Genomic DNA, 12,261 nt, shown 5'->3' on the forward strand with positions numbered 1-12,261 from the left:
TAGTAAAGCTTATTTAGAAAAGATTATTGTAAAACAAGCACCTTTATGTGTTTTACCTTTATAATCAAAGTCTTTGTTTTTTACTTCTAATTTACTATGATATCTTTCTCTTAAAATTTTTTCTACCATAGAAAGACCTAATCCTGTTCCTATAGACTGATGTTTAGTTGTAAAGTAAGGATCAAAAACTTTATCAATAATATCTTCTTTGATTCCTCCTCCACTATCAAGAAAACTTAAACTTAAAGAGTTGTCATCTATCTTTTTAGAAGTAATCCAAATATATTTGTCCTCTTTATCTTTTAAGGCATCTTTTGAATTATTTATTATATTTATAAATGCTTGTTCAAGTTCGTTTTTATTGGCATTAATTTGTAAATCTTCATTTATATCTGTAATCAAAGTAATTTGACTGCTTTTTAGACTTGACTGGGCTAAAGAAATAGTATCTTCCACTACTTTTTTTATACTAATTGGTAAAAACTGTTTATCATCTTTTATAAAGTTTTTAAAGTCTTCAATAGTTTGAGAAAGATAGTTTACTTGTTTCATAATAGCATTCATCTCTTCTACAATATCTGTATCATCTAAGGAATCAAACTGTTTTCTTACTTCTATACCTGTAGCAATAGTTGAAATAATACTTAGCGGTTGTCTCCATTGATGGGCAATATTTCCCATCATTTCTCCCATTGAAGCAAGTTTTGATTGCTTTGCCAAGAGTTTTAGGTTTTCTTCATTTTCTTTGAATTTTTTATAATCTTCTTCCTCTAACCCTAAAGCTAACATCTCTTTTAATTCTTTGCAGACAAACTTTTTAGTATTTAGGTTTAGAAAGTCTTTTTGAATAATACAAGAATTGTTTTTAAATATATAGTAGTTATTAAATAAAAACTCTAAAGTACCTTTTAGTGATTCAATATTATGAATGTATATTTGTAAACTAGTAGTATTTAAATAGATATCTATTTGAGAATATTCAAGGGCTTCAATTAAAAAAGTTTTTATCTTGACTTTATCTCTTTGTTCAAAATTTATTATTGAATCAAGTTTTTCAATTGTAAAGGCAAGTAGTTTTTTTTGAAGATCTTCTACAATTAAATATTCATTATTTAGTAATTCTAAACTATTTTTTTGTTTTATATTTAAAGAAATAGGATTAGTTCTTGTAAGTGAATGTTTTGGCTCTCTTCTTTTTATTATTTTAGGTGAATTAGCTTTTGTTATAGTTTGTTCTTCTTGTTTATTATATAAGGTTGAAAAAGCTTTATTTTTGATATTTGTGAATTTTAATACAAGAGTTAAACTATCATCATCTTTTTTCCCAAAGTTTTGTATGATCTTTTCAGGCAAAAGATTTATATCTCTTGTTTCTTTTATAAGAGGTTCAATCTCTGAATCATGAATACTTACCCCATCGGTTGAAATAATTAAAATATCATCTTTTAGAAGTTTTAAAAGATTTGTTTTAATTGTTCTTGGAATATCATAACCTAGAATACCACTTTGTGAATTGAAATGAAGAAATTTTCTATTTCTATAAATAAAAGACTTTGTATTTCCAATTGCACAATAACTTAACATAGGTAGTTCTTTGTAAATCTGAGCTAGAAAAATAGTCATTCCATTATTTTTTAAATAACTTTGAGTATGTATTAAAGTTACTAAGTTTTTTAAACTTTCAGTTTTGTGTTCTTTAACGAGTTCTTTTATATTTGTTGCGATACTATAAACTCTAGAACTACCATGTCCTCCTATATCTCCTACGAGTAATAAATAGTAGTTTTCTAATTCTAAAAGTTCATAAAAGTCTCCACATTCATTTCTTTGACTATAAGGTTTTATTTCTACATTTACTTTTAACACTTTAAATTCTTTTCTTTATTTTTATTGTTGTTCCTTTTTCACTTGTCTCAACTTCAACTTCATCACTAAGTCTAAAAATTGAAGCAAAGCCCAAACCTAAAGTCCCTTTTGTGCTATATCCATCTTGTAAGGCTAAATTAATATCATCAATACCCTCTCCTTGGTCTGTAGCTTCTATTGATAAAATATTGTTAGAGGTAAATTCTAGTTTTACATAGCCTTTTGGAGTATGTTTTTGAATATTATATATAAGTTCAGATATTATAATCTTTATTTCTAGTAACTGGCTTTTATTGGAAATATTATTATCTAACAAAAATAAACGGGCATTTGTTAGCAAAGTTTTTATATCACTTTTTTTTGATATTTTTAATAGCATTAACAGCCTTTTGAATATTTAATTCTGTTTTAAATGAAACTTCATCAATAAAGTGAAAAAGAATTGAAGCACTATAAACATTGAAATTACAAACAATAACATCTATGTCATTTAGTTTTAACATACTAATAAGCTTTTCAATATAAGAGATATTTTCACTAGTAATAACATCAAAAAGTGCTAAATCAAAGACTACAAAGTGAAGAGCTTTTTTTCTTATAATTTGTAAAAGCTCTATTCCAAAGTTATCAAGTTTTGTATCTTCAAGATTTAGCGTAAGAACTAAAATATCTTCATTTATAGAGTAGTTACTTTTCATGGGAATTAAAAATTTGATGAAAGTTTGATAGCATCTTTTAATGTAGATGTAGTATAAATACCATCTAAATTAATACCTAAGTTTACAATTGTTTGAGCAACTTCTGGCGCAATACCTGAAAGAATAGTTGTACATCCCATAAGTTTTGTAGCCTTTGTTATTTTGATTAAGTGAGCAGCAACGGCACTATCTACTATAACAATACCTTCAATATCAATAATAGCTACTTTTGTCATTCTTTCTTTAATAGAAATTAAAATATTTTCCATAAGGTTTTGAGATTTTACAGAGTCTAAAATACCAATTAGTGGAATAAGTGTTGTTTGTTCATTTATCTCTAAAATTGGAGTTTCCATTTCTGCTATTAGAATAGCTTGATTTTCCATTGTAGTAATATCTGAAAAGACAATTACATCTTGATTGAAATAAGTATTGTTTTGGTCTATAAGTTTATTTCCTTTTACCTCAAAAATTGTTTTTTCACCATCAGAGTTTAAAATCATAGCTTTATGTAATAAATCAGGCTCTTGAATTAATAAGTCTGCCCATCTAGTACCATCAGGATAAACCTTTTGTAGGTATTTATTTGAACCATCATTAATAAAAAAGTCACAAATACAGTCGGTTTTTTCTAAAAATTTTTCTACAGACTCAACTTTGAAAAAGTCTAAAAAAGCTTGGTTTGCATCAAGTAACTTTTCTCCATTTGTCAAAATTACAATATTAGGTTGGGCATCTATTATTAATCTAGTTTTTCTTAACTCTTCTTCTATTTCTACTTTATTTTTCATTACTTTATTTCCCTTATTAATAGAATATTTATTTTATTATAACTTAAGTAAAGTTATTAAGTTATGATATAGATAAATTTTCGTTAAATCAAAAAGTAATTTACTTATTGATACAATCCAAATATAAAAAATTTAAGGAAAAAAATTGAAAACTATTAGTGTTGCACACTCTCCTGATGCTGATGATATTTTTATGTACTATGCTATAAAATTTGGTTGGGTAAGTCCTAAAGATGCTGTTTTTGAAAATCTTGCAGCAGATATTGAAACCTTAAACCAAGCTACTTTAAAAGGTGAGTATGATATTTGTGCAATCTCTTTTGCTCTTTATCCTTTTGTTAAAGATGATTATGCACTTTTAAAAACTGCGGTATCTTTTGGGGAGGGTTATGGTCCAAAACTTGTAAAGAAAAAAGATAAACAATTAAAAAGAAATTTTAAAGTAGCTCTTAGTGGGGAGTTTACTACAAATGCACTTTTATTTAAAATAGCTTACCCAGAAGCTAGAATTACTTATATGAACTTCTTAGATATCGAACAAGCAGTATTAGATGGAACTGTTGATGCTGGTGTTTTAATCCATGAATCAATTTTGACTTTTGATAAAGAACTTGAAGTTGAACGGGAAATGTGGGATATTTGGGAAGAATTAAGTGGTGGAGGTTTACCTTTACCTCTTGGGGGAATGTGCTTAAGAAGGTCAATTCCTCTTCACAGTGCAATTGATTATGAAAATACTTTAATCAAAGCAGTTGAAGTAGCAAATAAAAACAGAAAAGTCTTAGCGCCTATGTTACTTGAGAAAGGTTTAATTAGAGTTGATGCTAATACTTTAGATAACTATTTAGACCTTTATGCAAATGATAATTCGGTTAATTTAAGTGAACTTCAATATGAAGCTTTAGATAAACTATATGAGTTAGGATATAAACATGGGTTTTATACAAGTTTAATCAAAGCAAAAGACTTTTTGATTCCCAGTGAATATGAGGAATTAAGAGCTAACTAATGGTTGAGCAAAAAGAAGAGTATCAAAACTATTTTAAAGAGATTGATTTTTCAAAATATTCATCAATACATATTGGACCTAAAGCCCAAGTTTTAGTTATAAATGAGATTGCAGACTATGAAGAGTATACTATTTTAGGAAGAGCAAATAATGTACTTATTTCAAATACTCATCCTAAGTTTGCAGTTTTAGGGGAAGCTTTTGATTATATAGAAATAAAAGATAATCTTTTATATGTAGGATGTGCTACAAAATCTGGAAAATTACTTTCTTATGCAAAAAAAAATAACTTAGCAAACTTAGAATTTCTTGGAAAACTTCCAGGAAGCCTTGGTGGCTTGGTTAAAATGAATGCAGGTCTTAAACAGTGGGAAATTTTTAATTATATTCATTCAATTAAAACGAAAGATGGTTATATGAAAAAGCAGGATATTGAATACTCATATAGACAGACTAAAATTGATACAATAGTTTATGAAGTTGTATTCAATATAGAGTATGGTTTTTCAAAAGAACAAGCAGAACTTTTCAAACAAATGAGAGATAATCAACCTCAAATGCCAAGTGCAGGAAGTTGTTTTAAAAACCCTAAAGATGATTTTGCTGGAAGATTGATAGAAGCTGTAGGCTTAAAAGGTTTTAAAAAGGGTGAAATGAGCTTTAGTGAAAAACACTCTAACTTTTTGGTAAATCATGGGAAAGGTTCTTTTGAAGATGCTATATTCTTAATAAATCTTGCAAAAGATAAAATCAAAAAAAACTTCAATATTGAAATTGAAGAAGAAATTATAATCTACAAATAAATAAACTCCATAAAATAATATATAAATAAATTTATTAAGAAATAATAAAGACTTAAATTACTACAATTAATCTAATACTAAGAATTGTGAAGGAGTTTAAATGAAGATAGACTCAAATGTAGAATATGTACCAATAGAAAGTTACAGTCAAATAAAGAAAGGTACAAATAAGGAAAATATAGAAAATAGTGATATAGAAAGATCATATAAAATAAATATAAGTTCTACTCCTAAAGAAGAGATAAAAAATAAAACAGTATCTTTAGAATCTTTAAATAGTAAAACAATCATTCAGAGTAGAAATGGTTATGTTAATGAAGAAAGAGTTATTATGAAGAAAGAGTTATTCAAACTAAAATTTTAGATGAACATTATGCACGAATGAATGAAGTAAATAAAACTTTTGAAAATCCAGAAAGACATATTCATGTTAAGTATTATAATAAAAACTCACCTTATTATATAGAAGATATGACAAAGGCTGAAAGAGATATTGCAAGCCATCAAGAGTACTCATACTTAAGAAATAATAAATTATCCTCTTATAATTCAAATGATGCAGTTCTTAGAGATAGAGCACCAGTTTTTTTTGATGTAGAGATAGCAGAGAGAAAAGCATATAATAGAGAGAAAGTAAATGAACAATTTAAACAATTATTACAGTTAAGAGGAATAGAGATAGAAAAAGATGAGAAGTTGACGTTTACAATAGATCCATATAGATATAAAGTAACAGTAAATGGAACAGAAGATGAAAGCTTAAAAAAGAAGATAGAGGAAGTATTAGAAACAGCAGAGAATTCAAGAGAACTGTTTTATCATATAGTTTCAAGTCTATCAGCTGATTCAAGTCAGTATAGTACAGATAAGAGTATGAAACAAGCCGTAATAAGAGCAGTAAGTGATGCAACAGGATATTATTTAAATGAATTAAATGTAGTAGATGGAAGATTTGTGACAGAAAAAGGAGAAGATGTTTTTGAGATATTTGAAAAGAGTATAAAAGAGGACTCAAGTATCCCAGAATTTTCAAAAGGATATATTATAACAGGGTATAAAGAAGATATGGATGAATTAGCACAAAGAGGTATTGATAATGTAGGAGATTTAGTGCTTTCAATTGAGTATGAAAATGGTTCTTTCTATGATATAGCCCAGAGTGAGAACTTTGGAACAGGAAAAACAGATTGGATAGAACAAATGCAAAAAGCAAAAATAATAGAATATGAAAAAAATAAAAGAACAGAAGAACAAGATACAGAAATAATAAATTCAGATAAATTTACATATAAAGAAGTACAAAATAAATTAATAAAAGAAATACTAGAAATAACAGGATATGATTTAAATAATTTAGAAAGAAAAGATGGGAGATTTTTAACAGGAGAAAAAGAAGATATCTTTGAAATATACAAAAAAGAATTACTTGTAGAACACTTGATAAAAGAGTTAGAAGAATCTAAAATAGATTATTATGGAGAGATGCTAAAAAGATTTGCAAAAGAAGATAATTTTTTTATAGGAAAAGATGAAGAGAAAACTATTTCTTTAGAAAAAGATACTTGGATTGACAATAAAAGTGCTTCTTTTTTAAATAATGATATTTATGGATAAGACCTTAAAGGAGTTTTATGTAAAAATGCAAGTAGAAAATAAAAGCTTATGAAATTTTTGCTTAATAGAGTTTTCATTTTTTTATGTTAGAATTCAAAGCTTAAATTTTAGTGTTAAGGTATGTTGGTGAAAAATTTAGTAATAGTAGAGTCTCCTGCAAAAGCAAAAACAATATCAAAGTTTCTAGGAAAAGATTTTAAAGTAATGGCTTCAATGGGTCATGTTAGAGATCTTCCAAAGTCAAAGTTAGGATTTGATCCACAGAATAATTTTGAACCAAAGTATTTAGTTTCAACTGATAAGAAAAAAGTTATTAGTGATTTAAAAAAAGAGATCACAAAAGATACAACTATCTACCTAGCAGCCGATGAGGATAGAGAGGGTGAAGCTATTGCTTGGCACTTAATTCCTGCACTAAAAATAGAAAAAAACCCTTTAAAAAGAATAGTTTTTCACGAAATTACAAAAGATGCAATTATAGAAGCAATAAATAATCCAAGGGAAGTAAATCAACATCTTGTAGATGCTCAACAAGCAAGAAGAATCCTTGATAGAGCAGTTGGTTATGAACTTTCTCCATTACTTTGGAAAAAAGTAAGATATGGTCTAAGTGCTGGTAGAGTTCAATCTGTTGCAGTAAGAATTATTGTTGATAGAGAAAATGAAATTAGAGCTTTTGAACCAGAGGAATTTTGGAAAATAAAATCAAGTTTTAATAATCCTGAGTTAAAAGCAGAACTTGCAAAGGTTGAAGGGAAAGCTAAAAAAATAAAAAATGAACAAGAAGCAAAAGAGATTGAAGCTTCAGCATTGGGTTCAGATTTTATTTTAGAAGATATTGAAGAAAAAGAATCAAAAAGAAATCCAGCCGCTCCATTTACTACTTCAACTTTACAACAAGAAGCAAGTAGAAAAATAGGACTTTCAGTTAAACAAACAATGGTAATTGCACAGCAATTATATGAAGGAAATGTTGGGAATATTCCAAATCATACAGGTGGTTTAATCACTTATATGAGAACAGATTCATTAAACCTTTCAAAAGTTGCAACTAGTGCTGCAAAAGAAGTTATAGAAAATGAGTATGGAAAAGAGTATTCTTTAAATAGCCCAAGAGTTTATAAGTCAAAAGCAAAAGGAGCGCAAGAAGCTCACGAAGCTATTCGACCAGTTAATATGGCTTTAAAGCCAAGTGATATTAAACCTTATGTAGAAAATGCTCAATATAGACTTTATTCTTTGATTTGGAAAAGAACTCTTGCAACTCAAATGGCACCTGCAATTATTGCAAATACTACTTATAAAATTATTGCAGGTAAAAATAGAGAGTTAGAGTTTCAATCAAAAGGACAAAGAATTGTATTTGCAGGATTTATGAAAGCTTATACAGAAGGAAGTGATAATCCTGAAAGTGCTTTAGATAGTAGTGAAAAAATCTTACCTACAATTAAAAAAGATACAGTTTTGAATTTAGAAAAATTAGATTTAGAACAAAACTTTACAAAACCTCCTGCAAGATATACAGAGGCTTCTTTGGTTAAAAAATTGGAAAGTGAAGGGATTGGAAGACCATCAACTTATGCTCCAACAATTTCAACTATTCAACAAAGAGAGTATGTTGTAAAAACAGAAGATAAAAAACTTGCCCCAACTCCAACAGGCGAAATTGTAAATAGTTTTTTAGTTGACCATTTTCCTGGAATTGTTGATTTAGGATTTACAGCGCGAGTAGAAGAAGAGTTTGATGATATCGCAGAAGGAAAAATTGCTTGGCAACAAGTAATGACTGACTTTTATGGTGGGTTTAAAAAGACTATTGATGAAAAAGAAGAGAGTGTAAATAAAGAAGATTATCTTCAAATCAGAGAAATAGGAACTGACCCTAAATCGGGGAAACCTATTAGTGCAAGAGTTGGAAGATATGGTCCCTTTGTTCAAATTGGAACAAAAGATGATGAAGAAAAACCAAAGTTTGTAGCTATTCCTGATCATCTAAATATGGATACAATTACACTTGAGGAAGCACTATTTTTATTTACTCTTCCAAGGGTTGTTGGTCAAACAAATGAGGGTGAAGATATTAAAGCAAATATAGGAAGATTTGGTCCTTATTTACAAGTTAAATCGACATACTATTCTTTAAAAGAAGATGACCCTTATACTATTGAAGAAGCAAGAGCTAAAGAAGTTATAAAAGAGATTTCAGAAGCAAAAGCAAAAGCTTTAATTAAAGATTTCCCTGAAGAAAAAGTTCAAGTTTTAAATGGAAGATATGGTCCTTATATAAAACAAGGAAGAAAAAACTTTAAAATACCAAAAGGTATTGAAGCTGAAGATTTAACAGTAGAGCAAGTATTAGAAATAATAGAAAAAGACCCTAAGTCAAAAACAGGTGCAAAAAAGACAACAGCAAAGAAAACAACTAGAAAAAAATCTACTACAACTAAAAAAACGACAGCTACCAAAAAAACAACTAAATAGATGAAAATAGGAATATTATCGGATAGTCACTATAAAAGTGACTATACCAAAGAAGTAATTGAGCATTTAAAGAGCAAAGAGTGTGAATACTTAATTCATGCAGGAGATTTATGTATTGAAGAAAACCTACAACTTTTAGAAAATTCAAAACTTAAATATATATCAGTTTTTGGCAATAATGATAGCACTTTATTATCTTTTGCAAATAAATATAATATAAAACAAGAACCATATCTTTTCAAGATAAAAGATATAAAGTTTAAATTAATGCATTTACCTTTTTATTTAAATGCAAATGATAGTGATATCGTTATTTACGGGCATACTCATATTTTTGAGTGTCAATATATTAATGGAACCCTATTTATAAATCCTGGTGAGGTTTGTGCTAGAGAGAAACCTTTGATTGAGTGTGTGATGTTAGAAATTAATGAAAATGAGTATATAATCAAATATTACTCAAAAGATATAAATGAAAACACTTTTTTAGAAAAAGAGATAATATATGAGCGAAAATAAAGAAATATTTTTATGTGCTATTTGTAATATAGAAAGTGGTACATGTAATGAAGATTGTAAGTTTTGTACTCAAAGTGTAAAGTATAAAGCTGATATTCAAAGATACAAAAAGAAAGCAATTGAACAAATAGTAGAAGAAGCAAAAAGAGCAAGGTCAAATAATGCAAATGGTTTTTGTCTTGTAACAGCTGGAAAAGGTTTAAATGACAAAAGATTGGCTTTTGTTTGTGAAGCAGCACGTGCAGTTAAAAAAGAGAATTTAGGACTTATTTTAATTGCCTGTAATGGAACAGCTTCAGTAGAACAACTACAAACTTTAAAAGAAGCAGGAGTTGATGCTTATAATCATAATCTTGAAACAGCAAGGGATTTTTACCCTGAAATTGTTACAACTCATACTTGGGATGAAAGATATGAAACTTGTAAAAATGTAAAAGAAGTAGGTTTAAGACTTGTATGTGGTGGTATTTTTGGTTTAGGAGAGACTCAAGAACAAAGAGTTTCTATGCTTGAATCAATTGCATCATTAGAACCTATGAATGTACCTTTAAATTTTTTCCATCCAAATGAAGCATTACCTTTAGTTGAAAATTCAATTACAAGAGAACAAGCTTTTGAGCTAATTGAACTAGCTAGAAAAATGGTTCCAAATGCAATGAAAATAATGGTTGCAGGAGGAAGAGAATTAATGTTTGGTGAGGAACAGTATAAAATTTTTGAAAAAGGTGCAAATGCTTTTGTAATTGGAGATTATTTAACAACTGCTGGAAGAACTCCTGCTGATGATATTGCTGAACTTGAAAAGCAAGGTATCAAAGTTATTAGAGAAAGAAAGTAATTTTTAGGATAATTAATGAGTGAAGAAATTTTAATAATAATATCAATCTCTTTAATTATCTTTACTTCACCCTTGATTTCTAAAGCTTTAAAACTACCTACTATAACTGTGGAGATTATGTTAGGAGCTATTGCTGGATATTTTGCTTTTATTACTCATAATGAAAACTTGTCTTTAGTAGCAGAATTAGGGTTTTTATATTTGATGTTCTTAGCGGGATTGGAAGTAGACTTAAAAAAGATTATAAATACCTCTTCCATAATACTTAAGAAGTCGATTTTTTATAATATTATACTTTTCTCTTTGGCAGCCCTTATTAGCTTTTATTTAGATATAGGATATATATTTATTGTAATCTTACCTCTTATCTCCATTGGTTTATTAGCTGCTTTAAAAAAAGAGTATGGAGATGTTGAATGGATTAAATTATCTATTACCGTTGGTTTAATTGGTGAAATAATCTCTATTATAGTACTTACAACAGTAACTGCAGCATTAGAGTTTGGAATAAATTTTGATTTTTATAAAACTATGGTTTTATTTGTTCTTTTCTTGATTTTTATGGTTGTAGTTTATAAATTATTTCACAATCTTATTTGGTGGTATCCTGAAATAAAAAATGCACTAATGCCAGAAAATGACCATCAAGAACAAGATATTAGACTATCAATGAGTATATTTTTTGTTATGATTGCTGTTATGCTTGTATTACATCTAAAAGTTGCATTTGGAGCATTTATTGCAGGTACTTTTATAACAACATTCTTTGAAGAACATAATAAGCAACTTCCTCATAAATTAGAGCACTTTGGTTTTGGATGGTTAGTTCCAATTTTCTTTATATATGTAGGTTCTTCTTTTAAACTTGAATCTTTATTTGAAGATGGTTTAGTTGAAAAAGCATTTTATATAGCTCTTGCCATGATTGCTATTAGGTTTTTTGCTTCAATGCTTTTTATTAAAGAAATGGGTTGGAATAAGTTTTTTATGATAGGTCTTTCTCACTCCATGCCTATCACTCTTTTAATTGCAGTAGCTACAATTGCTTATAATAATCATTCTATTACACAGTTTTATTATTATGCTTTTATTTTAGCGGCAATTTTAGAAGTGCTTATTGTAATGGTTGCAATAAGACTTCTATCAAATTTTCTTAAGCCTTTAAAGAATAGTGTTTAAAGGTTTTAAAACACCCAACCAGCTTGAAATATAAACTTAGAGTTGTAGTCTTCTTCACTTTCAATATTAGAATTACCAAGTTTATAAGCTAAATGAGCATTTATAAAAAAGTCTTTAAAATAAGCATAATATCCTAAACCCATATCTTGATATGTTTTACTTGGCTCATTAGAGATTTCTTTACTCATCTTAACTTTTGCAATATCATAAAAAATACTAAGTTTAGAATTTAAACCTTTGAAGTTTGGTAGGTTATAAAAAAGTTCAGTGTTAAAAATATATCCATTTTCAGCACTTTGCTCCCCTTGAGGATATAACTTTACTCCATTTATTCCCCCAATACTTAAATCCTGACTTCCATCTAAATTCTTATTTCCTAAAGCATATTGAAGCTGTAAAGAGTTCTTCCAACTAAAATATTTATTTATATTTAGGTTTTGGTTTACTTCAAGATTTACTTTAG

13 protein-coding genes are annotated in these 12,261 nt (G+C 27.9%); 8 read left to right on the plus strand and 5 right to left on the minus strand.

The window, feature by feature from the left end; genetic code table 11:
* Positions 1 to 9: 9 nt before the first annotated feature.
* The 4 genes from CP965_RS13525 to CP965_RS13540 are packed head-to-tail and all read right to left on the minus strand — an operon-like array spanning position 10 to position 3,355.
* Entirely contained in the window at positions 10 to 1,866 is a 1,857-nt protein-coding gene (locus tag CP965_RS13525) for a sensor histidine kinase (protein ID WP_129062648.1), read from the minus strand.
* Between the two features lies 1 nt (position 1,867).
* Positions 1,868 to 2,245 (minus strand): ATP-binding protein, encoded by a 378-nt coding sequence (locus tag CP965_RS13530; RefSeq protein ID WP_129062649.1) that lies wholly within the window; start codon positions 2,243 to 2,245, stop codon positions 1,868 to 1,870.
* Positions 2,217 to 2,564, minus strand: coding sequence for an STAS domain-containing protein (locus CP965_RS13535; protein ID WP_129062650.1), 348 nt, complete (start codon positions 2,562 to 2,564; stop codon positions 2,217 to 2,219). The genes CP965_RS13530 and CP965_RS13535 overlap by 29 nt, the downstream gene beginning before the upstream one ends.
* A 5-nt stretch (positions 2,565 to 2,569) precedes the next feature.
* The gene (locus CP965_RS13540; RefSeq protein WP_129062651.1) at positions 2,570 to 3,355 is read right to left on the minus strand and encodes an STAS domain-containing protein; all 786 of its coding nucleotides are present in this window, start codon (positions 3,353 to 3,355) and stop codon (positions 2,570 to 2,572) included.
* A gap of 145 nt (positions 3,356 to 3,500) precedes the next feature.
* Here CP965_RS13540 and CP965_RS13545 point away from each other — a divergent pair, with 145 nt between their 5' ends.
* The 8 genes from CP965_RS13545 (at position 3,501) to CP965_RS13580 (ending at position 11,798) form a co-directional block, all read left to right on the plus strand.
* Positions 3,501 to 4,364, plus strand: coding sequence for a menaquinone biosynthesis family protein (locus CP965_RS13545; RefSeq protein ID WP_129062652.1), 864 nt, complete (start codon positions 3,501 to 3,503; stop codon positions 4,362 to 4,364).
* Entirely contained in the window at positions 4,364 to 5,167 is an 804-nt protein-coding gene (locus CP965_RS13550; RefSeq protein ID WP_129062653.1) for a UDP-N-acetylmuramate dehydrogenase, read from the plus strand. The genes CP965_RS13545 and CP965_RS13550 overlap by 1 nt, the downstream gene beginning before the upstream one ends.
* Positions 5,168 to 5,267: 100 nt before the next feature.
* Positions 5,268 to 5,531, plus strand: a complete 264-nt coding sequence (locus CP965_RS13555) for a hypothetical protein (protein WP_129062654.1) — start codon at positions 5,268 to 5,270, stop codon at positions 5,529 to 5,531.
* Positions 5,532 to 5,548: 17 nt separating this feature from the next.
* The gene (locus CP965_RS13560) at positions 5,549 to 6,781 is read left to right on the plus strand and encodes a DUF4885 family protein (protein ID WP_129062655.1); all 1,233 of its coding nucleotides are present in this window, start codon (positions 5,549 to 5,551) and stop codon (positions 6,779 to 6,781) included.
* Positions 6,782 to 6,901: 120 nt separating this feature from the next.
* Positions 6,902 to 9,262: a type I DNA topoisomerase gene (topA, locus tag CP965_RS13565; RefSeq protein WP_407646425.1), complete on the plus strand. Its 2,361-nt coding sequence runs from the start codon at positions 6,902 to 6,904 to the stop codon at positions 9,260 to 9,262.
* Positions 9,263 to 9,781: a metallophosphoesterase family protein gene (locus tag CP965_RS13570; RefSeq protein ID WP_129062657.1), complete on the plus strand. Its 519-nt coding sequence runs from the start codon at positions 9,263 to 9,265 to the stop codon at positions 9,779 to 9,781.
* On the plus strand, positions 9,768 to 10,619 hold the full coding sequence (locus CP965_RS13575; protein ID WP_129062658.1) for a biotin synthase: 852 nt from the start codon (positions 9,768 to 9,770) through the stop codon (positions 10,617 to 10,619). Before CP965_RS13570 ends, CP965_RS13575 begins: the two co-directional genes overlap by 14 nt.
* 15 nt (positions 10,620 to 10,634) lie before the next feature.
* Positions 10,635 to 11,798 carry a cation:proton antiporter gene (locus tag CP965_RS13580; protein WP_129062659.1) on the plus strand — a complete coding sequence of 388 codons (1,164 nt, stop codon included), beginning with the start codon at positions 10,635 to 10,637 and terminating at the stop codon, positions 11,796 to 11,798.
* A 5-nt stretch (positions 11,799 to 11,803) separates the two neighbouring features.
* On the opposite strand, the gene CP965_RS14175 is transcribed toward CP965_RS13580, so the two are convergent.
* On the minus strand, positions 11,804 to 12,261 hold a 458-nt coding region (locus CP965_RS14175; RefSeq protein WP_323807975.1), incomplete at its 5' end, for a ShlB/FhaC/HecB family hemolysin secretion/activation protein.

Origin of the sequence: Halarcobacter mediterraneus, assembly GCF_004116625.1 — a bacterium.
In the GTDB taxonomy this organism is placed as follows: Bacteria; Campylobacterota; Campylobacteria; order Campylobacterales; family Arcobacteraceae; genus Halarcobacter; species Halarcobacter mediterraneus.